The 21,634-nt window shown below is 53.5% G+C and carries 21 protein-coding genes; 8 read left to right on the forward strand and 13 right to left on the reverse strand.

From position 1 onward, the window contains the following. Positions 1 to 22: 22 nt before the first annotated feature. The 7 genes from GURA_RS04750 to GURA_RS04780 all read right to left on the reverse strand — a co-directional run bounded on the left by GURA_RS04750 (position 23) and on the right by GURA_RS04780 (position 6,860). On the reverse strand, positions 23 to 244 hold the full coding sequence (locus tag GURA_RS04750) for a NifU family protein (RefSeq protein WP_011937869.1): 222 nt from the start codon (positions 242 to 244) through the stop codon (positions 23 to 25). Positions 245 to 359: 115 nt separating this feature from the next. Then, positions 360 to 1,763: an aspartate ammonia-lyase gene (locus GURA_RS04755; protein ID WP_011937870.1), complete on the reverse strand. Its 1,404-nt coding sequence runs from the start codon at positions 1,761 to 1,763 to the stop codon at positions 360 to 362. A 137-nt stretch (positions 1,764 to 1,900) separates the two neighbouring features. Beyond that, positions 1,901 to 2,362 (reverse strand): ferritin family protein, encoded by a 462-nt coding sequence (locus tag GURA_RS24555; protein ID WP_011937871.1) that lies wholly within the window; start codon positions 2,360 to 2,362, stop codon positions 1,901 to 1,903. Then, positions 2,359 to 2,997: an HAD family hydrolase gene (locus tag GURA_RS24560; RefSeq protein WP_011937872.1), complete on the reverse strand. Its 639-nt coding sequence runs from the start codon at positions 2,995 to 2,997 to the stop codon at positions 2,359 to 2,361. The genes GURA_RS24555 and GURA_RS24560 overlap by 4 nt, the downstream gene beginning before the upstream one ends. A 61-nt stretch (positions 2,998 to 3,058) precedes the next feature. Then, positions 3,059 to 4,216, reverse strand: coding sequence for a class I SAM-dependent methyltransferase (locus tag GURA_RS04770; RefSeq protein WP_011937873.1), 1,158 nt, complete (start codon positions 4,214 to 4,216; stop codon positions 3,059 to 3,061). A gap of 293 nt (positions 4,217 to 4,509) precedes the next feature. Next, positions 4,510 to 5,502, reverse strand: a complete 993-nt coding sequence (locus tag GURA_RS04775) for a helix-turn-helix transcriptional regulator (RefSeq protein ID WP_011937874.1) — start codon at positions 5,500 to 5,502, stop codon at positions 4,510 to 4,512. Between the two features lie 2 nt (positions 5,503 to 5,504). Next, positions 5,505 to 6,860 (reverse strand): DEAD/DEAH box helicase, encoded by a 1,356-nt coding sequence (locus GURA_RS04780; RefSeq protein ID WP_011937875.1) that lies wholly within the window; start codon positions 6,858 to 6,860, stop codon positions 5,505 to 5,507. Positions 6,861 to 7,290: 430 nt separating this feature from the next. On the opposite strand from GURA_RS04780, the gene GURA_RS04785 reads away from it, so the two are divergent. Next, on the forward strand, positions 7,291 to 7,761 hold the full coding sequence (locus GURA_RS04785) for a hypothetical protein (protein WP_041245273.1): 471 nt from the start codon (positions 7,291 to 7,293) through the stop codon (positions 7,759 to 7,761). Between the two features lie 237 nt (positions 7,762 to 7,998). On the opposite strand, the gene vapC is transcribed toward GURA_RS04785, so the two are convergent. Continuing rightward, positions 7,999 to 8,406: a type II toxin-antitoxin system VapC family toxin gene (gene vapC, locus GURA_RS04790; protein WP_011937876.1), complete on the reverse strand. Its 408-nt coding sequence runs from the start codon at positions 8,404 to 8,406 to the stop codon at positions 7,999 to 8,001. Then, positions 8,403 to 8,603 (reverse strand): type II toxin-antitoxin system VapB family antitoxin, encoded by a 201-nt coding sequence (locus GURA_RS04795; protein ID WP_011937877.1) that lies wholly within the window; start codon positions 8,601 to 8,603, stop codon positions 8,403 to 8,405. Before GURA_RS04795 ends, vapC begins: the two co-directional genes overlap by 4 nt. Positions 8,604 to 8,850: 247 nt before the next feature. Between GURA_RS04795 and GURA_RS25260 the strand changes: the two genes are divergently transcribed. From GURA_RS25260 to GURA_RS04820, 5 genes are all read left to right on the forward strand, one after another. Next, entirely contained in the window at positions 8,851 to 9,060 is a 210-nt protein-coding gene (locus GURA_RS25260; RefSeq protein ID WP_083764770.1) for a DUF4160 domain-containing protein, read from the forward strand. 25 nt (positions 9,061 to 9,085) lie between these two features. Next, positions 9,086 to 9,529: a DUF2442 domain-containing protein gene (locus tag GURA_RS04805; protein WP_011937878.1), complete on the forward strand. Its 444-nt coding sequence runs from the start codon at positions 9,086 to 9,088 to the stop codon at positions 9,527 to 9,529. Further along, complete coding sequence (locus GURA_RS04810; protein ID WP_198134525.1) at positions 9,526 to 10,038, forward strand: SET domain-containing protein-lysine N-methyltransferase; 513 nt, start codon at positions 9,526 to 9,528, stop codon at positions 10,036 to 10,038. The genes GURA_RS04805 and GURA_RS04810 overlap by 4 nt, the downstream gene beginning before the upstream one ends. A 160-nt stretch (positions 10,039 to 10,198) precedes the next feature. Beyond that, positions 10,199 to 11,164 carry a transposase gene (locus GURA_RS04815; RefSeq protein WP_011937880.1) on the forward strand — a complete coding sequence of 322 codons (966 nt, stop codon included), beginning with the start codon at positions 10,199 to 10,201 and terminating at the stop codon, positions 11,162 to 11,164. A 237-nt stretch (positions 11,165 to 11,401) separates the two neighbouring features. Then, positions 11,402 to 14,983, forward strand: coding sequence for a S10 family serine carboxypeptidase-like protein (locus tag GURA_RS04820; RefSeq protein ID WP_011937881.1), 3,582 nt, complete (start codon positions 11,402 to 11,404; stop codon positions 14,981 to 14,983). A 326-nt stretch (positions 14,984 to 15,309) separates the two neighbouring features. On the opposite strand, the gene GURA_RS24565 is transcribed toward GURA_RS04820, so the two are convergent. The 3 genes from GURA_RS24565 to GURA_RS24110 form a co-directional block, all read right to left on the reverse strand. Continuing rightward, positions 15,310 to 15,483 (reverse strand): hypothetical protein, encoded by a 174-nt coding sequence (locus GURA_RS24565; protein ID WP_198134526.1) that lies wholly within the window; start codon positions 15,481 to 15,483, stop codon positions 15,310 to 15,312. Continuing rightward, the gene (locus GURA_RS04830) at positions 15,473 to 15,691 is read right to left on the reverse strand and encodes a hypothetical protein (RefSeq protein ID WP_041245275.1); all 219 of its coding nucleotides are present in this window, start codon (positions 15,689 to 15,691) and stop codon (positions 15,473 to 15,475) included. Before GURA_RS04830 ends, GURA_RS24565 begins: the two co-directional genes overlap by 11 nt. Positions 15,692 to 15,941: 250 nt before the next feature. Further along, complete coding sequence (locus tag GURA_RS24110) at positions 15,942 to 16,124, reverse strand: hypothetical protein (protein WP_157046125.1); 183 nt, start codon at positions 16,122 to 16,124, stop codon at positions 15,942 to 15,944. 136 nt (positions 16,125 to 16,260) lie between these two features. Here GURA_RS24110 and GURA_RS04835 point away from each other — a divergent pair, with 136 nt between their 5' ends. Continuing rightward, entirely contained in the window at positions 16,261 to 17,562 is a 1,302-nt protein-coding gene (locus GURA_RS04835) for a M23 family metallopeptidase (RefSeq protein ID WP_011937884.1), read from the forward strand. 118 nt (positions 17,563 to 17,680) lie between these two features. Next, on the forward strand, positions 17,681 to 18,304 hold the full coding sequence (gene trmB / locus GURA_RS04840) for a tRNA (guanosine(46)-N7)-methyltransferase TrmB (RefSeq protein ID WP_011937885.1): 624 nt from the start codon (positions 17,681 to 17,683) through the stop codon (positions 18,302 to 18,304). 285 nt (positions 18,305 to 18,589) lie between these two features. Here the strand turns inward: trmB and GURA_RS04845 are convergent, their stop codons facing one another. Beyond that, positions 18,590 to 21,550 (reverse strand): NAD-glutamate dehydrogenase domain-containing protein, encoded by a 2,961-nt coding sequence (locus tag GURA_RS04845; RefSeq protein ID WP_011937886.1) that lies wholly within the window; start codon positions 21,548 to 21,550, stop codon positions 18,590 to 18,592. Between the last annotated feature and the right edge of the window lie 84 nt (positions 21,551 to 21,634).

Here is a 21,634-nt window from a genome sequence, read left to right on the forward strand (position 1 = left end):
GCCCGGCAAGCGGCGCCTGGAATCAGACGGAAATTACTTCCTTCACTCCCGGCACCTTTTCCTTCAGGGTTCTTTCGATACCCATCTTCAATGTCATGGTAGACATGGGGCAATGGCCGCAGGCGCCGACCAGCTTCACTTTCACCACGCCGTCTTCGGTAACTTCCACCAGCTCCACATCGCCGCCGTCCGCCTGCAAATTGGGGCGGATCAGATCCAATACTTTCTTTACCTCTTCGATCATTGTTTTCTCCTTTTTAGTGTTTTTCGTTCAAGGCTCAACGCATTTGTTCAACATGAACGTTCATCAAAGGGCGAACGCCGTTTGCCCCTACATTTCACCATTCACCAGTTACCATTCACTGCCTTTTCCCCGGCACTCCGGGATTTGTCAATGGATATGGGTCGAGTATCTCCGCCAGCTTTTCCGGTGAGAGGATTTTGCGGGCGATGATGATTTCCTTGATGCTTTGTCCGCTTTGCATCGATTCCTTCGCCACTTCGGCCGCTGCCGCGTACCCCACGTAGGGGGCCAGCACAGTGGCCAGTCCCACCGATGCTTCCAGGTTGCTGTTGCAGCGCGTTTCGTTGGCGGTAATCCCCTTAATGCACGATTCGGTGAACTGTTTCACGCTGTTTCTTATAATTTCCATGGAAAAGAGGATATTGAAGGCGATCACCGGCATCATTACGTTCAGTTCCAGCTGTCCGGCCTGGGCTGCCAGTGTTACCGTGGTGTCGGCGCCGATGACCTGGAAGGCGACCATGTCGGTTACCTCCGCCATCACCGGATTGACCTTGCCCGGCATGATGGACGAGCCTGGTTGCAATGCTGGCAGGTTGATTTCGTTGAATCCCGTCCGCGGGCCGGATGAGAGGAGACGGAGATCGTTGGCGATCCGCACCAGGTTGATGGCTAGCCCTTTTAGTGCGGAACTGAGGGTCACGAAGGGGTCCATATTCTGGGTGGTTTCGACCATGTTGGCCGCTCTGTAAACCGGCAGGCTCGTTTCCCTGCCGATTTCTTCGATCACCAGGTCGATATAGCGCGCTTCGGCATTGAGGCCGGTTCCTACCGCAGTCCCGCCGAGGCCCAGTTCACAGAGATTGGGGCGGCAGCGTTCGAGGCCGGCCAGGTTTTTTTCCATGGCTGCGGCGTAGGCCTCGAACTCCTGGCCGAGCCGGATAGGGACTGCATCCTGGAGGTGGGTGCGTCCCGATTTGAGGATCCGGTCGAACTCCGTACCTTTGGCGTGCAATGCATCACACAGGGTTTCCAGTTCCTGGTGAAGGAGGAAGAGCATGTGCAATGCCGAGAGACGCATGGCTGTTGGAAAAACATCATTGGTGGACTGGGCCATGTTGACATGATCGTTGGGGTGCACCCGGTCGTATGCGCCGAGTGCTCCGCCGAGCAGCTCGTTGGCCCGGTTGGCAAGCACTTCGTTGACGTTCATGTTGTGGGAGGTGCCGGCGCCTGCCTGGAACGGGTCGACGACGAAGTGCCCGGCGAATTTTCCGGCCAGCGACTCTTCTGCGGCCTGCACAATGGCGGCCCCGATCTTTTCGTCAAGGCGGCCGGTGGCCATATTGGCCTTTGCCGCGCACTTTTTGATGACCAGTGTGCCCCAGACGAGGGCAGGGTGGGGCCGTAACCCGGAAATGTGAAAATTTGCCGCAGCCCGGGCGGTCTGTGCACCGTAGTATGCTTCAGCGGGAACCTCAACCGTGCCGAGTGTATCTTTTTCCAGACGTGTCGCCATCACTGCTCCTTAATGGAGGACCATGCAACCACCGACCACCGACCACCGACCATCGACCACCGACCACCGACCACCGACCACCGACCACCGACCACCGACCACCGACCACCGACCACCGACCGCCGACCGCCGACCGCCTATTTACCGCCTTTAATCCCCTGATATTTTTCCGTAATCACCCGCAGGTGTTCGGCTTCTTCGTCCCGCAGTGTCTGGAGCATCATCCTGCCGTCAGGATCGACGGTTTTCTGCAACAGTTCGTCGAAATAGGCGATTCCCTTTTTTTCGATATCCATGGCGATTTGCAGGGCTTCAAGGTTGCTGGTTTCAAAGCCGACATGCGTCCCTTCAGTTTCCGGTTCCAGGGTGATGGTAGAGCCGCCGTAGAAGACCCAGCGGCCGCTCTCGTCAAGTGATGTGTAGAGTTCGCTCAGTTTCAGGTAGTGCTGCTCCTCGCTCTTGGCCAGCCACTTGAAAATCCGCTTTCCGCCAGGGTTAAAGGTCTTCTGTTCGGCCCCGGTATAGAAATCAAAGGTCTCCTTTTCGATTTCCATGGCGCGCATCAGGGCGTCCAGTACCTCTTTCTTGTTGTCGCTCATAGGTTCTCCTTGGATAGTAGTTTTGCAAGGGAAAGCAGTTCCACCACGCTGTTGACGAGAAACACCGCGCACCCCATCGTTGCGGGGAGGCGCAGGTCGATGTCGTAACGGTCCCCGATAAACAGGCATTCGCCGGGCTTTCTGTCAATCACGTTCAGGATGGTTTCCAGGCTGTCCCGATCCGGTTTTGGCCGCCAGAAATCTTCAATGGTGAAGACGCGCCTGAATAGTCCGCTTACGCCGATCAGATCCATGATTGCGGTCGACAGCCGACGGTTGTTGTTGGTGTAAAGGTAAAGCTCGAAATTCTCGCCGAGGGTCTGCAGCAGATCCACCACCCGCCGGTCACGGCTGAGAAAGCTCTGGGGGCGTATCTCCTCTGCAAAGCGGTTGTGCAGTGCACGGAGATCTCCGCCGAGGGCCATTATTGCGTGGCTCAGGGTTGAATCGAAACCGCTTGATCGGGACAGGTTCTCTTTTGTCTGCCCGATGAGTGCGTCAGCCTCATCGTGTGTGACACCCTTCATGTCCGCAAGGTAGCGGCAGGCAACACTGGATATTTTCATGCCCAGGTCGTTGTTGACATAGAGGGTGCCGTCCAGATCAAAAACAAGTGCCTTCATCTCGTTCTGCAAATGCGCATCCTTTTAAGATCGTTGAATGGTTGAGTCAAGTCTAGCATCATCCAGATGCCTGTCAAAAGCATTTCCCCCAGTCCCTCATGCAGAGGAGCTGCGGATTATCCACACCTTTTGCCTGGATCAGCACCTTGAAAGTGTCGCCCATACCGCCGTCGGGAAGCATGAGCTTTTTGAGCGCCAGCCGGTTTTTAATAAGTTCCGTTTCGGATACGCCGCTTTTTTCAAGGGCGAGCATCTCCTCCATGAGCCCTGCGCCCAAGAGGAAACGATACTGCTCCCCGAACCAAACCGTGTGCAGCCCAAGTTCTTCGCCCCGTTCCATGAGTGCCGTGAAATTCACATGGCTGGTGATGTCCTGAAGGCCGACGCGGATATAGGGGCTTTCTTCCGTTGTATGCTGGTAGTAGCAGAGGAGCGTGCCGTTCTTGCGCATAGGCGCGTAGAGTTCGTCGGCAGGATAGCCGTAATCGATGGTCAGGACGAATCCCTTTTCAACAGCTTTTGCCGCTGCTTCCAGCCAGCCTATGGCCGCCAGGCTGATCTCGGCCCGCTGACCTGCGAAAAGCGAGATGCCGAGGCGTTTCAGGTAGGCGGCCAGTTCCGGTGTGGACGGTTCGTCGAGCATTTCTCCGAATTCGCCATCCAATGCCGTGACGTAGACTTCCATGAGTCCGGCCGGGGTCATCTCCACCAGGTGGACCGGCATGGCGTCAATCAGCTCGTTGGACAAGAGGCAGCCGCTGAAGGTCGATCCGCCCTCGGCGAGCTCTTCCGGCGTATGCCAGTCGAGGCGCGCCAGGTGGTCTGCAAGCTTGGCCTTTTGGGCTTCCTTGAGGGTCGGTTCCTTCTCGACCAGGCAATAGGTCAGGGTGTCGTAAAATGGTAGGTTGATTCCCGCGATGGTATCGAGGATATCCTTTGCCAGTTGCCCCGCGCCTGCGCCAGCCTCGATGATGTCGAACCGGCCGGGAGAGCCCATGCTTTCCCACATGCGGCAGATTTCCCTGGCGACCAGGCGGCCGAATACCAGGTGGACGTTCATGCTCGTGTAGAAATCCCCTTCCGCCCCGACCTTGCGACCAGGAGAGGTATAGTAGCCGAGCCCCGGCTCATAGAGGCAGGCTGCCATGAAATCGGCAAAGGTGATTCGGCCCTTCGACAGTATGCGGTCGAGGAGAATAGTTTTCAAAGGGGTCATAGTATCGGTTTCCATCCGGCCTCCAGAAAGTCTCACCTTTATAGAGCATGCCCGCATTTTTGTCAACTTGGCGGCCTTTGCGCCACCTGCGAGAAACGTGGGGCTGTTCCGGGTGGTAACGTAGTGAGCTTTAATTGCGCGGATGAATTAAATGATCAAAATATGCGGATCAAATAATATTAGTGGAGTTACGGTTAAAGTTTCGCAAGCCGCTGTCGAATAGGGAAATACCATGTACAGGCGGTCGGCAGTCGGCAGTCGGCAGTAGATGTTGATGAACCATCGACCACCGACTGCCGACTGCCCTTTTATTTATAGAGCCCCGCCATCTCCGTCACGATTCCCTTTACCTCTTCCCGCAGATCCTCCGGTTCCAGCACCTCGGCGTAGCGTCCATAGGAAAGAATCCAGGAAATAATCTCCATCCTCCCCCCTGCGGTAAAGGAGAGGAGCGCGCTTCCGTCCCGTTCCCGCCGTATCTTCTGGGTCGGGTGCCAGAGCCGGTCGCCGACCGCATGGGCTATCTGCGGGGAGAATCTGACCTTGACCGTCATGGCCTTCTCTTCCACTATGCCGAAGGCGCTCTTCAGTTGCTCCTCTGGCCGGAATTCCTCCGGCATTTCAAACCGTTCCTTTTCCACCCTCACCTGGCTGATCCGCTCCACGGCAAAGGTGCGGAGCGCCTTGCGGTTATGGGCGTAGCCGAGCAGGTAGAGCCCACCCTTGTAGAAGATCAGCGTGTAGGGATCGACCTTGTATTCGGCGGTTCTTCTTTTGCCCGGAGGGCGATAGCCCAGGGTCAGCCGGTACTGGTAGAGGAGGGCGTCGCGCATCAGCTTCAATGGCTCCGCAACCTTGCCATAGTCCCGTCCCCCCTGCAAAAGCGGCAGGGACACCCTGGCGATCCGCTCCATGTGGGCGGCGTAGCGGGGAGGAAGAACCGAATTCACCTTGTGGAAGATCGCTTCCATGTCCTCCCGGAAGGGGGTTCCCTTGAGGATGTCGAGCTGGGAGCGGAGAAAGGAGAGGGTCATCAGTTCCTGGAGGGTGAAGTTGATCGGGGGGATATCCTTGAAACGGGTGAGGAAGCGGTAGGCCTTGCTCCCGTTCAGCCATTCGGAGACCAGCGGATAGCCGGCCTCCAGGATGGCATTCAGGTCGCGGTGGATGGTGCGGCGGTTGACGCCGGTTTCCTCGGCCAGTTCTTCGATGGTGATGCCGTGGCGGGCTTCGATGAGGCGGATGGTGTCATGGACCCGCCCAGCCTGGGAATATTTTTTGGCCGGTTTTCCCTTCTGCATGGCTACTGGGGCTGTCCTTCACCGGCCGGCTTTTTCTTTTGCGGCCGGCGGCGGCGCTTCTTCTCGCCTGCCTCACCCTCGCCGGCGGGTTTCTCGGCGCTCTTTTCAGCAGGCTTCTCAGTATGTTTTCCCGCTGGTTTGCCATGTCTTGGAGCGGGAGCCCTGCCGTGGGGTTTCGCTGCGGGTTTCGGCCTCGGCTTGCTCCGTATGTAATCGTGGACAAACAGCTCATCCTCGGCCCACTCCACCGGAATCCTCTCCTTGATGTACTCGTGGATGTCCTCCAGGTACAGCGCCCCATCCTCGTCGGCCAGGGAGATGGCTTTCCCTTCGGCCCCGGCCCGGGCGGTGCGGCCGATGCGGTGCACGTAGTCCTCCGCGTCCTGGGGGAGGTCGTAGTTGATGACGTGGGAGACCCCATCGATATGGAGGCCGCGGGAGGCGACGTCGGTGGCGATCATGATGGGCAGTTTACCGCTCTTGAAGTCTTCCAGGATGCGGAGGCGTTTCCTCTGCTCCACGTCGCCTGAGATGACCCGCGCCGGGAAGTCGTTGACATTGAGCCGGTCAAAGAGGAATTCCGCTTCCCGCTTGGTGTTGACGAAGATCATGGTCCGCTCCATCCCCTCCTTGCGCAGGAGCCCCAACAGAAGCGGGAACTTCTCCTTGCGCGACACGTGGTAGATGACCTGCTCGACCCGCTCGGCGGTCATCTGCTCCGGGGTGACGGCGACCTTTTCCGGCACGTTCATGAACTCGTAGGCCAGCTCCATGACCCGCTGGTTGAGGGTGGCGGAGAACATCAGGTTCTGGCGCTCATCGAATGGGGGGAGGCGGCGCAGGATGAAGCGCAGGTCGGCGATGAACCCCATGTCGAACATCCGGTCCGCCTCGTCGATAACGAGCGCCTCGATGTTCTTCAGGGAGTAGACCTTCTGCTTCAGGTAGTCGATGAGCCGGCCCGGGGTGCCGATGACGATGTCCACCCCCTCCTTGAGGGCGTTCTTCTGCTTCATGTAGTCCACGCCGCCGTAAATGGCCTGGATGGTGAAGCCGGTATGTTTACCCAGCTGCTGGGCGTCCTTCTCGATCTGCACCACCAGCTCCCGGGTGGGGGCGAGGATCAGCGCCCGCGGGTGATGTTCGGTGCCGACTTTTTCCTGTTTCAGGAGGCGGGTGAAGAGGGAGATGAGAAATGCGGCGGTCTTGCCCGTGCCGGTCTGGGCTTGGCCTGCCACGTCCTTGCCCGCCAGGGCCGGCGGCAGGGCCTTTTCCTGGATGGGTGTGCATTCGGTGAAGCCGGTGTAGGCGATGCCCTGGAGCACCTGTTCCGGCAGATTTAAATCGGTGAATTTCATTTGTAACATCCTTTTATTACATTATTTCAACAGGATATCATTAACACACCGTTGTGCAAATGGCAATGGGAAGAGTCGGCCGGATAATGAGCCGCAGCCGATAACGCCTTGACTTGACGGGTGTTCGGACGTATTTTAGGGCGCGTTAATAGGTTTTTTCTGAGCGGCTTTGTGCGCTTGCGGGGGGACATGCTGAAAGAGATGAAAACGCATACCCATCATTGTGGGAGAAAAGGCCGGGAAGAAGGCCCTTCGAGACAGGCTGAAAGCTGTGGTAGGGAGATGGGAGCTGGAGGAAAGGCTCTGGCGTGTGCGTTTTGGATCGATTCGGGGCGATAGCGAGCTGGAAGAGAGAATTTTGAAGGATTGAAGCACAGGGTCTCAAGTACCTTGCACAAGGAAAAAGCTACCTGTATAAGGAGCTTGTAAGATGCACTTGAAAACGACAAAAGTAACCTATATAGGCAACCACGACGCTCCCTATATAGGGAAACCTACTAATAAGTTGTTGTGCAATGAATCGAATGAGAAACCCATGAAAATACAATCGATCGTACCACGAGCTGCCATCATCTTCGTCTCTGCACTAGTCGGTGCGTCACTGGACAAAGTAGGAGACTTTGATCAAGTGTATTCAGCCGTTTGCGGCGGGATTGTTGCTGCGGTAGCTGTTGGCATCGGAGCATTATTCAATACCAAAACGAAGGAATTAGAAAACACAACTCCGCCGAGAAAGTTACTAGGGCTACGAATCGGGGTTATTGGCTTTTGTGTGGCAGTAGTCGGTTGGCTAGTTGCTGTATATGCTTCCCAGCCTGCCGGTTTCGTACTTGCTGCCTCTGGTATTGGAATAGGCTTTGTAGGCATGGGAATCCACTACGTGAACATGTTCCGTAAGTAAACCGGTGCACAACCACTCGGCGGCACGCGGTCTCCGCTTCGCTCCGCCGGTGCGCCTCGACCACGTTATGCATTGAAGGAGAGGTTATGAAGGGTCAATGGATAGGTATCTATCAAGGAAGTGCTGAAGGAAGAGCGAAAAAAGGGGACAGATTTATTTTCTGACCTTCCTCGGCCTTCCCTGGAAAAGCTTAGCTCATTGCAAGAGGGCCGCTTACGCGGCAATGAGTGGGTCGAGTCAGGAGCGAGGGCGATGGAGCATAATTGGCAGATGGGTCTGAAACAGAGTGAAATCCCCATCCGTAGTAAAAATGGGGATCTTGTGCCGTGCCGCTATGGCGCATATGAGAAAGTCGGTATTTGATCCCTGAATTCCCTTACCACGACAGAGGTTGAAGAATTCAGCTGCCGTCTCGTAATCACGGGTTGTCAGTTCAAGATCGGGAAAAGTCCGCAGGTGATTGCGCAGCTTCTGGAATTGGGCCTGGTTCTTGACCCCGGAGAGGAGTTCCTGACGTACCGGTCCGATCATCTGGACCCGAACCTCCTTGATCAACTCGATTAATTCAGTTACCTCAGGGCCATCATCGGGCAGATTGCGCCGCAGTGCCAGGGACCATACAGATGTGTCAACAAGGATCTTCATTGCTTCTTTCGCTGTATCTTATAGTCGTAGTCGGGATCATACTCTACCGAATGGAACAGGTTAATAATTTCGGCTTGTTTTCGGCGCTGAATGTATTCCGCAAGTGCTTCGTTAACCACCGCCTTTTTTGTTGCATGTTTGCCGACTGTGCGGGCTTCTTCGAGCAGTTTGTCGTCAATAGCCAAGTTTGTTGCCATGGGGCACCTCCATTACACAAATATTTACACCTCATATTGTGTAAAGTCAAGCAGACGCTACGATAATTTCAGGGAAAGGTGGTTTGCTCCACTGCCGCAAAGAAGAAAGCGCCGAATCTGGACGTGGTGTCGGATGCCGCAAACAACGCGGCCCCGCACACGCCCAAAGCTGTTCGATCAGCAAACCTAACCCAAAAATCAACTTCGCAATTGACATGGGGAATAATATTCTCTAGACTTTTTCCAGATGACCCGCCTACATCATAACCGAAATTGGAAAATCGCAGTCTTTGGCCGAGAGCACGGCGTTCCGCATTTCCATCTGTGGTGGCCTGATGGACGGGCATCCATAAACCTCGAAACCCTTGAGGTCATTATCGGAAACCCGCCAGCAGTCCTTCTTGCCGAAGCCCGTACATGGGCGAACGAGAACAGGGAGCGGATCTGGACAGAATGACAAAAACTGAACCGGAGATAAAATCATGAATCAACAAAAAATCAAATCCGTTACTGCTGAAGCACCGTCACATTTAACAATATTGTGGCGCTCCGGCAAACATACCAGGGTTGATATATCCGAATATTTCGACTCACCCGGGTATGAAAGGCTGAAGGAATCGAAGTTCTTTGAAACTGCTGTAGTCGAAGAATGGGGGCATGGGATAGAGTGGGCAGATGGAGAAATCGGCATGGACGCAGATTCCCTTTACAGACTGGGAAAAGAGCAGGCTGGCCTTGCCTTCCCGGTGACCGAGTTCAATGCTTGGATGGAACGTAACGGTCTTTCTCTGAGCGCTGCGGCCAAAGCGCTCGGCATTACACGCCGCACGATCGTGTACTATCACGGCGGACACAAGCCGATTCCCATCTATATCAAGCTTGCCTGTATCGGGTGGGAAACCCTTCACTTGGAGCACGCAGCGTGAAAGAACAACGAGACCTAACCCCCATGGATCTAATTAAGCATAAATATTTGAACAATACTTCCCGCTTTAAAAAATATTCTAATTCAACAACATATAAAATCGAAGCTAAAGAGCCAGACTATTTGTATATCAAGGAATCTCAAATACCTGGTTCTGGTAATGGTTTATTTACAGCAATTGCAATTTACAAGGATGAAGTAATTTCAATTTTCAAAGGAAAGATTTTATCAGATAAAGAAGCACAATACAGAGCAACAAATGGTGAAGATGGATATTTTATAAACATGCCCGATGGAACAATATTGGATTCAATGAAAGTGAAGTGTTTTGCTAAATGTGCAAATGATGCTTTGGGCTTTGTTAAAACAAAGTATAAAAACAATTCAAAAATAACGCTAGACGAAAATGGTAACGTTTGTATTGTAGCAAATAGAAATATATTGGTCGGTGAAGAAATATTCTGCAGCTATGGTAATAAATATTGGAAAAAATATTCGGAAAAATGGTGAATTCACCTTCTAAGTGCACCACAGGAAGACTATGAGGAAGACTATGGGGTCAGGGGAAGACTATGGGGTCAGGGGGAAGACTATGGGGTCAGTATGGGGTCAGTGGGGTCAGTATGGGGTCAGGACTTGATAATTTGAATATCGGTGGTATTCTCTGACCATGGCACGAAAACCCCGCATACACACGCCTGGTGCAATTTACCACGTAATCGTTCGTGGCAATGCACGTCAGGATATTTTCTCAGATGATAAGGACCGGTATCGCTTCTATGAGATTCTCCAGAAATCGTGCGAGCGATTCCAGCACCGAATTCACGCCTTTTGCCTGATGACAAACCATGTACATCTGGAGATTCAGGTGAGCGATATACCCTTATCAAGAATCATGCAGAACGTGTCTCTGAGGTACACGCAGTGGTTCAACTGGCGGCACAAAAAGTCGGGTCACGTTTTCCAGGGCAGATATAAGGCTGTTATGGTAGATGCCGACGCTTACCTTCTGGAACTGGCATCCTACATTCACCTCAATCCAGTGCGGGCGCGGATCGCGGGCCAGCCGGAAAATTACCGGTGGAGCAGTCACCAGGCATATCTTGGCAAGGAGAGCCTTCCATGGCTCGAAACCGATTTCATCCTTTCCCAGTTCTCCACCAATGTAACGGATGCTCGTATAAAGTTTGTGGTATTTGTGGGCGAGAGATTGGCGGAAGGCCGTCGGGAGGAGTTTCATGGGGAGAAGAACATCGACAGCCGCATCTTTGGAGATGACCATTTCGTCGATGGCGTGCTTGCAGAGGTGGAATCTCTGCCGGAACAAAAACCTGACGTGAATGCCGTAGTTGGAGCCGTGAAGAGGCTTTATGATATCCGCGATGATCGTCTCAGTGCGCAGGGTCGAGACCGGGTCACTTCCGAAGCTAGAGGCCTTGCGGCGTGGGCGACGCTAGAGCTTAGCAGTGGGAAGCTGACGGAGTTAGCGAGGCACGTGGGACGAGACCCCTCGACGTTAACATGTGCCCTGCGACGAATTGAGAAACTGCGGGAAAAAGATCCCCTGCTTGTTGATAAAATGGAACGGCTACGGCGTGATTTGCTGGAGTCAAGTTATCAAGTCCTGACCCCATAGCATGCTCCTGACCCCATAGCATGCTCTTAGCATGCATGGGTAGCGCTCCCCGTATCTCTATGCCCTCTACAGAAGATTGAATTTGGGGCAACCCGCCGGCCTCGAAACACCATAATCGTTACAGCGTCCTCATAGCTTCTTTCAAATCTATTAAAATTTTAATTGACCGTAGCCAATTCTCGGTGGTATCGTCATCGCCGGCAAAACCAAATTCCTATCGGTAAGGAGAAAATAAAGATGGCAGAAGAAAACCACAAAAGACACTCCTTGTTTTCTATTGTGCAAAACCAAACAAGAGAAACAACTCAGGAGAGCTACAAGCGTGTTGGCGCCTGGTTTTTGGGGTCATGCGGCGAAAATGCCGATCTGATGGAAAATTTGGTAACCGCCAGTCTTAGCGAGCATGCCAATTTTCGTAAAACCTACTTTAACGATCCGCCTTATATCGATACGGATATAAAATCTTCGCAGGAGTACAAAACAGCCTGCAATAACCTCGAAATCGCCCGCAAAGAGTTATCCCAAAAACTGCATGACAGCGTGCCTTTTTTTAGCGAACGCTACCAGGCACACATGAATTGGGATACCGTTTTACCGGCCAATGTCGGCTATATTACCGCCATGATGTACAACCAAAATAATGTTGCCACCGAAGGCGGTCCCCAAACTTGTGCACTGGAAAAAGAGGTTGGTGAGCAGCTGTGCAGCTTGATGGGATTTGCCAAAGAGTTCGTGGTGAATACCAACGATAATCCAATTAAGGTTAATCCTTGGGGGCATATCACAGCTGACGGCACAATTGCTAATCTGGAATCCATGTGGGTAGCACGAAATTTGAAATTCTACCCTTTGGCTGTGAAAGAGGCTCTGTTTTGCTACAGGAAGAACGAGCTTGCCGAAGCCTATAATAAACTTACAGTTACCGTTTATGAAGCGGAAGATAACCCGACGATGATGGTACGTAAAACTAAACTCCTGGTTAATTGTACTACTTGGCAGCTGCTTAATCTGTTGCCTGATGAAGTTTCCTGTCTGGCTGAAAATATTATTCACTATTGTCCACAATATAAAGAAACCGGTATTGATAAATTTCTGACCCCGTTTTTAATCCAAAACAAGGGACTGATGTACTACACACAAACGTACCCTGAGATAAAAAGCATGAGAGTCTTCGTACCGGCTACCAACCACTATTCATGGCCAAAATCGGGAACTGTTCTGGGGCTGGGGCAAGATAGCGTTGTGGGTATTCCGGTTGACAATAATTGCCGCATGGATATTAACATTTTAAGAAATCAACTATTGGAATGCGCCCAAAACAAGATCCCTGTTTTAATGGTTGTCGGTGTAATCGGCAGTACCGAAGAAGGCGTGGTGGATAACCTTGAAGGTATTCTTAAACTGCGTAAAGAGACAATCAGTGGAAGCTATCAATTTAACGGATTAAATTTCCTTATCCACTGCGATGCAGCTTGGGGCGGCTACCTGCGCACTATGATGGTCAATCCTAAAACCGATAACGCAGAAGTTGTACAGGCCGAGTTTGTGGCCGATGTACCGCTCTCATCATATGCTCAAAAACAATATGCTCTTTTACAAATGGCTGACACGCTGACTGTTGATCCGCACAAGGCAGGTTTTATACCGTACCCGGCCGGTTCGCTTTGTTATCGTAACGGATTCATGCGCTACTTCATTACATTTAACGCCGCCTACATTCATTCGGATAAAAATCTTAACATGGGTATCTTTGGCCTGGAAGGTTCCAAGCCGGGGGCTGCCGCTGCGGCTGTCTGGATGGCTCATCGTACGATTCCATTGGATAACAGCGGCTATGGCTTGATTCTTGGCGAGTGTGCCTTCAGCGCAAAACTTTACTACTGCTACTGGCTGACACTGGCAGGCGACAGCGATGTTTTCAGAATAGAATCGCTGGTACCGCTGCCGGAAAAAATTACCGGCTATCAAGGTCAAACCTTAGCTACCGGTAAAGCAGACATTATCCGCTATATCAGAAACAACATTATCGGCAAAACCAACGAGCATTTGGCTAAAAATCCGGATCTGATTGCCGTTTTACAACAAATTGGTTCAGATGTGCTGATCAACTCCTTCGTGGTTAACTTTAAGAACAAAGACGGACGATGGAATACAGATCTTACCAAGCTGAATACGCTTAACAATAATCTGTTAAAGAAATTTTCCATTACCACGCCTGAACAAGCCCATGAAAAAAATACACCATTTATCATTACCAGCTCTAATTTAACCAATCAAAACTACAAAGTACCATTGACAAGAATTGGTAAAGAGCTGGGCATTGCCATACCTGACGAACAGTCCATGACATTTATCATCAACACGATTTTGCATCCCTGGCCAACAACGAACGGCTTTATCAACACGATCATGAGCCTGTTTAAACAGGAAGTTTTAAATCAAATCAAAACCCTGCAAACAACAGAAACCCTGCAACAGCTTGTCATGGAAGCCGTCGCAACTGACCGTGTAACAGCGATTCCAAGCGACGCCACCGCCAGACCTGCCCGCTGGTATAATCTCAATAACTCCTATGCCGGTTATGCTAAAGCCGATAAAAACGGCAACGAGCTGTTTTACTGGTTCTTTGAAAGCCAGACAAAACCAACCGAACAGACACCACTGGTACTTTGGCTTAATGGTGGACCGGGTGCATCCTCTTTAGCCGGTCTGTTTTTAGAAAACGGACCATTTGCCATGGGAAGTGATGGTATGCTTACACCAAACAGTTACAGCTGGAATACCAAAACCCATCTTATCTACTGGGATCAGCCTGCAGGCACCGGTTTCAGCACAAAAAAACCAAACACCTACGTTACAACCGAAGCGGAACTGGCCAAACAGTTTGTCAATGCCCTGCAGGATTTCTATGCCAAACATCCTGAATACCGCAACAATCCACTCTATCTGACAGGGGAAAGTTATGCCGGTAAATATTTGCCGTACATTGCCACAGAGATCACAACACGCAACAAAACAGGCAATGAGCTTAAGATTCACCTGCATGGCATAGCCATTGGTGACGGCTGGATGTACCCGGAAAAACAAACTCTTGATCAGATTGAGTATGCTTATATGCTTGGTTTGGTCGATGCCAATCAAAAAAGGCTTGCTCTAGAACAATTTGAGCAGTTCTCCGTGGATTTGAAAAAAGGGGATATGAAACAGGCATTCACGGATGGAACAAAAGTAAGTTCCACTTTAACTGCCTGCGGCGGCGGTGAAAATATCTATGATGTCCGTAGTTGGTCGGATGCTTCATTGCAACCATTGCGCAACTACCTGGGCAGCCCTTTGGTGAAACAGGCTATTCATGTGCCGCAAGAGGTTGTCTGGAGTTTTGAAGATGCTGCGGGACCGGTTTCCGATAACCTGATTAACGACATGATGGCCTCGGTTACTGCGGTTATTCCCCCTTTGGTTGACATACAAAGCAACGGGAAGCCTGTCTACCAACTGCTCTTTTATACCGGCAACTTTGATATGTCCTGCGGTTTTTCCGGCACCGAACAGATTTTAAGAAACATGAATTGGTCAGGCAAAGAAAGCTGGGCCAAGTTGAAGCGCCAGGTTTGGTATACAACCGACAGCAACAATAAGAGAGTTACCCAAGGCTGCATTAAAAGACTTGCCAATCTGATGCAAATAGAGGTGCCGATGTCCGGCCATCAAGTACCATTGTATCAGCCAAAGATCTCCCAAGACATGCTGCATGCCTGGATATTTAATGAAGCGTTTAAGACCTATGATCCGTTATCTGAACAGGCAAAAGCTAAATAAGTCCTAAAATAATGTTAAAACGGCAGTTACTCTCACAGGGCACACAGAGACGGGGGGAATGGAGACTCAACTCTCCATTCCCCATTTTTTTCAAAAGGAGAACAGAGGGGGCAGCCCTTGGTGCGGGACAAATAAGAGGAGTCTAAAGCAAGTCAGTATTAGTACCCCATTTCATGAAGTATGGAGCGCAGTTTTGCCACACTGATGTCTGATTGCTCAGATTTGGAGTAAACGGTGACCAGAATGATGTCGCGGGTTTTAAGGTAATAGATGCAACGGTAACCGGACCGTTTTCCTTTCTGGATGTCACTGTTTTGGAGACGTACCTAGAAGATGGTCAGGCTGACGCCAGGCACCTGGTCGCCGGGAAGCTCACCCGCCAGCAGATGATCTATGAGTGGTTGAATATCGGAGCGGATGGAACGGTATTTCTTGGCAAGCGCACGCAGGTTGCGCTTGAATTCCAGGGTAAACGATATGATGACGTGCTCACTGGGCATCAATGCCCTTCCACAGTTCCGAAACAGGAAGAGTATTCCCTTCCAGCGCCTCCTTCATACCCGTCCGAATACTTTCAGCAGCTGGTTTGAGTAAGATGCCGTGGCGGAACCCTCGGACTATTTCAAGAAGGGCCGGTAAATATTCCTCAGGAGTGGTTTCTATCTCGTGATACAGTTCCTTGGCGCATACCGATTTTGCTGAACGCATGGCATACCTCATAATCATTTTTATTCAAACTATTCATCAATGAATAAGAAATGTCAAGGCATTACAAAAACAGCGGCAGTAACAGTCCTCCTGGTGGCGATGGAAGGCAAATCCCCCTAAATCCCCCTTTCATAAAGGGGGGACTTGGTCTCTCGGAAGATTGGTACTGATCGGCAAGAACAAAGAGTACCTGACCCCCTATGGTTGCTGACATTAGCGAGATAATATGAATATCAATGAGATAAAAGAATCAATCAGAAAGTTGGGTAAGCCTGAAATAGCTGAAGTAAGCCGAAGATTTTTCAAGACCGGGCCGGGGCAGTATGGAGAAGGTTTCCAGAAGTTGAAAGGCAAAAATACCTGAAGAAGTAATCAGGCAGCCCAACCCTTTGCTGACCCCGCAAAAGTGTGATCCTACCAAAATCAGTTTCATGATAAATCAAACGTCTTGCAACACATTTTCTGATTGTTGGGCTATATTAGCGTGGTATAATTTGTCGGGTTCCTGTCCTGCCGGTTGGCCGGCGCAGGGTCCAAACAAAGGATAAAGAACGTGAGGGGTGACAGACATGAGAACCTTTATATCCATCGTGATCGTGGTGGTGTTGGGCATCACCGCTTATTATTTTTTGGGCACGCCAGCGCCTGCGGTGTCTCTGACGCCCGATGGCGGGCCGATCTCCGCAAGCCGCGAACTGGCCATTAAGCTGGACGCATCCGGAGCCCTGCTTAAAAAACTTACGGTGAGGGCCCTTCAAGGCGATAAGACGGTCGATGTCCTGGTCAAGGATTATCCCAAAGGCACCCACCAAGCCGGAGAAACCTTCAATTTCAGTCGGGCCGGCCTCAGGGAAGGCCCCTTCCAGCTGCAGATCAAGTCGACAGATTCTCCCCTGCATTTCGGCGCCGGCAACAGTACTACACTTCTCCGCTCTTACGACATGCAGAATACGCCGCCAGTTGTCGCGGTGTTGAGCGCTGCCCACAACATCACCCGCGGAGGCGCCGGTCTGGTGGTATACACGCTCCCCAGAGAGGTTGAGAAAACAGGTGTAAAGTACGCTGACCAGTTCTCTCCCGGGTACAGGCAGGGGGGGGGCTTTTACGCCTGTCTCTTTCCTTTCCCTTACAACATGGACCCCAAACAATACGTTCCGAGGGTGATAGCCGTTGACCGTGCCGGCAACGAGCGGCTCATGGGAATCAACTTCCATCTCCTTCCAAAAACCTTTTCCGCGGACAGGATCAATCTGTCCGACTCCTTTCTGGAGAAGGTTGCCGCTGAGTTCAAGAACAAATTTCCGCAGGCCGCAACACCACTGGAAATCTTCCAGAAGGCTAACAACCAGCTGCGGGAGCAGGATGCCAAAGCCCTTAATGAATTCGCAAGGCAAACCTCGCCCGTGCCGCTCTGGCAGGGGGAGTTCCTGCGGTTGCCCAACTCCGCCCCACGCGGTTCCTTCGGCCAGTTCCGCATTTATCTGTATCAGGGAAAAGTCGTAGATCAGCAGACTCACCTGGGGGTCGACCTGGCCTCCCTTGCCCATTCCCCTGTGCCTGCTGCCAATCGCGGCAGGGTTGTCCATGCCGGCGACCTGGGCATTTACGGTCAGTGCATCGTAATCGACCATGGCCTGGGTCTGCAGACCCTCTACGGCCACTTGAGCCAAATGGTAGTTAAGGAAGGGGACAACGTGGAAAAAGGCCAGACTATCGGCAACACCGGGGCCACCGGCATGGCCGCCGGCGACCACCTCCACTTTGGAGTCATCGTATCCGGTGTTCCGGTCAATCCGATCGAATGGTGGGACCCGTCCTGGATCAGAAACAATGTCACGAACAAGCTCGATATGTATAAAACATCAAAATGAGCAATCAGGCAACCCGCAGAGCATCATGGGTTATTGCGCAGCCCGCAAATTGACCCTTCTCCCATGTCCCTTCCTGTGCTATCCTGCCCGTCCCAAATAAATCAAAAGGACGTAATGCATGACACAATCCTTCATCCACATCGAATCCCCCAACTACCTGAAGGCGGAAACACTGGGAAGCCCTGCGGATTGGGCCGGCGTATTCGGCAACAACCGGCCGCTGGCGCTTGAAATCGGCTGCGGTATCGGCGACTTCATGGTGAAGACCTCTCTCGATGCGCCGGAGACCAACTTCATCGCCATCGATTATTACAACAAGGGGTGCTACAAGACCTGCCGCCGCATCGACCGCCACGGTCTCTCCAATGTCCGGGTGCTCAGGGAAGAGGCGCGCCAGTTCATTACCGAGCGGATCGCCAAAGGCTCGTTATCCGCAGTCTACATCAACTGCCCCGACCCCTGGCCGAAGAAGAAGCACCGGAAGCGCCGGCTCGTGAACCGGCAATTCATGGAATTCCTCCGCGACTACCTCGCCCCGGGCGCCGACTTCTACTTCGCCACCGATTTCGACGACTACGGTATCGACGTGGCGGGGATGCTCCCCGGCGTTGAGGGGTTCGAGAATCGGCTGGCGCCGGACCTCTACGTACATGACCTGCCGGGCTATCACCTCTCCAAGTACATGCTCAAGTTCATGGCCGAGGGGAAGCGGATCTATTTCGTTCACTACAAGCGGATCTAAAGCATTTTAACCACGAATTTGCACGAATATATAATCTCTTGTTGTGATGCAGAAGGCACTCACCAGGCTGGTGACTACTCAAGACTTAGCAGGGTGTTAAAAACATTCGTGTTTATTCGTGTCATTCGTGGCTAACTGCCGTTTTGGGGTTTAAAGACCTATAACCGTTCAGCTTTACGCTTGCCTCGATATATTCGAAATCATGGGTAATCGTGAAGTAAGCGCGATGCTGAAACTTAAAAAAGCCGGTCATCTCAAGGATGGCCGGCTTTTTCCGTCTGGAACTCAGGCAGGGAAGTTTCGCGTCAGGTGGAGCCGGAGCGTGTCCTCGAAGGCCGCTTCCTGGTCTCCCCGGTATACGAGGGAGGATGCGATCTCGGCGGCGAGAATGGCGAAGAGGTATTTCTGCGGCAGCTTGCCGATCCGCCGCCGGTAGCGTGTCTCTTCGCGGAGGATGCGCGGGAGGTGGGAGAGGATGGCCCGGCGGAAGATGGGTTGCAGGCAGAGTTCCGGGCGTCCCTGGAAGAATTTGAAGATGCGGGCGTAGAGGCCGTTGATCTCGCTGCTCAGCGCATCGGAGATCTCGGTGCAGAGGAGCATCGGCTGCTCTCGGCGGCGCCTGAGGATCAACTGCGCCTCGTCGCCGGCCCGTTTCTCCAGGATTTCGAGGACGTCGGCCACGTAGCGTTCCTTCTCGGCCAGGAACTCTTGTTCGCTCAGGAGCAGGTTGGCGATGATCTCGTAGGAGGAGGAGATTACGCCGCACTTGTTGGCCGAGGCGTCGCGCATGATGATGACCCCATTTTTCTGGAGCTGGACGCGGGCCTCGGGGGTGATGAATGAGTTGGCCCCCTCGACGATGGCCTGCGCAGACGGGGTGCCGTCCGCCAGCAGGAATTCCTGCCAGTTCTCCTTGTCGATGGTCTCCGGGCGGCCTCCGGCGGGGATGAAGAGGTCCGCCTGCACGGTGAAGGGGAGCTCGTCGAACTCCCGGTAGAATTCGTCGATGGATATCCACTCCTCATGCAGGCCGGCCGGGGTCATGCTCACTTTGCGGTAGAGCTCCCTGAGCCCTTCTTTGCGGCTGCCGGTGCGGAAGAGCATGAAGCCGCCGGGGTGAAGGGCATGGGGGTCGAAGGCCTCCAGGTCTTCCTTGAGTATGATCCGTTTCAGCTCCGTCCGGTCGGCTCCCGATCCGTCGCAGAGGGCGGCGGTGCCGTCGAGGATGAGGCGGATCGCCATCTGCGGGCAGCGGTCGAGCATGATCCGCATGGCGTTTCCAGCCACGTCGCCGTTGGGGCCTCCGGTGAACTTTACGGAGAACGGGTCCTTGCGGATGTCGATGCCCAGCTCCGCCATGGTGATTTCGGCGAACTTCACCACCCCGGTGGAGGTGACCCCGTACTCCTTGTGGTTGATCCCCACCTTTTTACTGGAGATGATGCCGATGCCGAGCAGGTACTCCCGCTTTTGCGACAGCCGGGCGATGGTCTCGATCATCGAGTCGTGCATGTTCTCGTCGGGCCCCAGTTCGATCGGCTCGTCTTCCCGGTAGTAGTCCAGCACCCGCGGGTCCCTGGCGACCCCGTTTTCGGTGACGAAGATGTCGAGGAAGGCGTTGATGATCCCGAACTGGAGCTTGTAGAGCCGCCACGTCTCCATTTCCCGCTCCCGGGCTCTCAGGTCCGAGACATCGAGGATCACCACCAGCTTCGACCCCCCCTCGTAGATATCCTTGTTTTTCAGATGCTGGGTGTGGGCCAGGACGAAGTTCTCGCGGAAGATGGTGCCGGCGTTGGTCAGATAGTCGTCGTTGGTGCGGGCGATGACGGTCCGCCAGCCGCCCCGGGCGATGTCGGAGAAGCCGATGTGATAGCCGAAGCCGAAGCGGCTGAAGAAGAAGGTGACCCGGAACGGCACGGCCTGCGGCAGGTCGGAGGTTGCCTCGGGGCCGAGCTTCGCCAGGTAGGCGGGGTCGAGGCGGAAGGCGAGGGCCTGCTTTTCCAGGACGAAGAAGTTGGTCTTCAGGGTATGGGTGATGAAGATGAGGCAGCAGCGGAAGATGGAGCGCCGCACCTCATCCAGGTAGCGGTGGCCGGTGTTGTACTCCTCGACGGCCTGCTCCGTTTCCGCGAGGACCGACCGGTATGCTTCGTCCCGGACGCCCCTGGCCGGATCGAAGCGCACCCTGAAGAGCTGTGCCAGTTGGAGGGCTATCTCCGGGTGGGAGAGGAAGGCGCTCCTGACTTCCGCCGAATCGAAGCGGTCCGGCTGGGTATGGGCCAGGTTCGTATGGCAGAAGGCGATGAAGGCGTTGATCAGCGAGGCCTCCTCGCCGCTCATAACCCCGTTCATGACGAAGTTGCGGAAGGCCTCCGATCTGGTGGGCAGGATCTGGGTGTTGTAAAGCTCCTGCTGGAGCCGGCTGAAGATCCCGTCCCCCTGCGCCAGCACCCCTCCGTCGCGCCGCTGCACGTAGAAGGTGCCGAGGAAGTAGGGATGGATGCCGTTGGAGATGGTGAGGCAGTAGGCGCGGTTCACCCCGAGGGAGAGACGGTTGAAGACCTCCATGATCTGGAAGAGGAAATCCTGCTGGGGTGGGTTCCCCACGGCGAACAGGACCCGCCATTCGTTGCCGCTCGCCATCTCTTCCACACCCAGATAGAGCCCACCCCCTTGATTGCTCCGCTGGTAGAGTTGCAGTATCTGGGCGACCCGTGCCGGCGCCGAGACCCGCACGTAGTTCGCGTTATTGAGCCAGAGGATGCGGAGGAGCCGGTCCAGCTCCTTAAGATCGAAAGAGGGGAAGTTTCGCTTCAGCTCGGCGGAAATCCTTCTCCTGATGCCGAGGGGAACCACCACATCCTTGCCGGCAATGATCTCCTCGTTGCTCTTCCGGTCAAACTCGAAGCGCTGGATCTCCAGGGCCTGCTCCATTCCGGGCATCGGTCCGGCGGAGTGGGCGATCATGGCGTAGGATATTTCCCGTTCCTGGACCCGGCGCAGGGTGTCGTAGAGGGTGCCGGGGCGGTTGACGAAGGCCTGGATGTAGCTCTTTTCCCGGTCGGCAAGGATAAGCCGGCGGTTGTCGCGCAGGGTCGCCAGTTCCCGTTCGAGGATGGAGACGGCCTTCGGCTCGTCCTTCATGGAAATGAAAAAGTAGGGGTTCATCCATTCCCGGAGCCAGCGGCGATTTTCCGCCCGCTCCGCGTTTCGCGTTCTACTGCCCGATTTGGCACTGTCCATTGTCGTGAACTCCTCATCGGGTCCTTGACCCGGAAAAATGATGTCAGAAGCTGACCTGGGAGCGGAGTAATCGACATAAAAAAA

Origin of the sequence: Geotalea uraniireducens Rf4, from assembly GCF_000016745.1 — a bacterium.
Classification (GTDB): Bacteria; Desulfobacterota; Desulfuromonadia; order Geobacterales; family Geobacteraceae; genus Geotalea; species Geotalea uraniireducens.

Bases quoted from the DNA above. Each gene is read 5' to 3' on its own strand.
- GURA_RS04750 (WP_011937869.1), bottom strand. From the start codon at position 244: ATGATCGAAGAGGTAAAGAAAGTATTGGATCTGATCCGCCCCAATTTG.
- GURA_RS04755 (WP_011937870.1), bottom strand. From the start codon at position 1,763: ATGGCGACACGTCTGGAAAAAGATACACTCGGCACGGTTGAGGTTCCC.
- GURA_RS24555 (WP_011937871.1), bottom strand. From the start codon at position 2,362: ATGAGCGACAACAAGAAAGAGGTACTGGACGCCCTGATGCGCGCCATG.
- GURA_RS04770 (WP_011937873.1), bottom strand. From the start codon at position 4,216: ATGGAAACCGATACTATGACCCCTTTGAAAACTATTCTCCTCGACCGC.
- GURA_RS04775 (WP_011937874.1), bottom strand. From the start codon at position 5,502: ATGCAGAAGGGAAAACCGGCCAAAAAATATTCCCAGGCTGGGCGGGTC.
- GURA_RS04780 (WP_011937875.1), bottom strand. From the start codon at position 6,860: ATGAAATTCACCGATTTAAATCTGCCGGAACAGGTGCTCCAGGGCATC.
- GURA_RS04785 (WP_041245273.1), top strand. From the start codon at position 7,291: ATGCACTTGAAAACGACAAAAGTAACCTATATAGGCAACCACGACGCT.
- vapC (WP_011937876.1), bottom strand. From the start codon at position 8,406: ATGAAGATCCTTGTTGACACATCTGTATGGTCCCTGGCACTGCGGCGC.
- GURA_RS04795 (WP_011937877.1), bottom strand. From the start codon at position 8,603: ATGGCAACAAACTTGGCTATTGACGACAAACTGCTCGAAGAAGCCCGC.
- GURA_RS25260 (WP_083764770.1), top strand. From the start codon at position 8,851: ATGACCCGCCTACATCATAACCGAAATTGGAAAATCGCAGTCTTTGGC.
- GURA_RS04805 (WP_011937878.1), top strand. From the start codon at position 9,086: ATGAATCAACAAAAAATCAAATCCGTTACTGCTGAAGCACCGTCACAT.
- GURA_RS04815 (WP_011937880.1), top strand. From the start codon at position 10,199: ATGGCACGAAAACCCCGCATACACACGCCTGGTGCAATTTACCACGTA.
- GURA_RS04820 (WP_011937881.1), top strand. From the start codon at position 11,402: ATGGCAGAAGAAAACCACAAAAGACACTCCTTGTTTTCTATTGTGCAA.
- GURA_RS24565 (WP_198134526.1), bottom strand. From the start codon at position 15,483: ATGCCCAGTGAGCACGTCATCATATCGTTTACCCTGGAATTCAAGCGC.
- GURA_RS04830 (WP_041245275.1), bottom strand. From the start codon at position 15,691: ATGCGTTCAGCAAAATCGGTATGCGCCAAGGAACTGTATCACGAGATA.
- GURA_RS24110 (WP_157046125.1), bottom strand. From the start codon at position 16,124: ATGAAACTGATTTTGGTAGGATCACACTTTTGCGGGGTCAGCAAAGGG.
- GURA_RS04835 (WP_011937884.1), top strand. From the start codon at position 16,261: ATGAGAACCTTTATATCCATCGTGATCGTGGTGGTGTTGGGCATCACC.
- trmB (WP_011937885.1), top strand. From the start codon at position 17,681: ATGACACAATCCTTCATCCACATCGAATCCCCCAACTACCTGAAGGCG.
- GURA_RS04845 (WP_011937886.1), bottom strand. From the start codon at position 21,550: ATGGACAGTGCCAAATCGGGCAGTAGAACGCGAAACGCGGAGCGGGCG.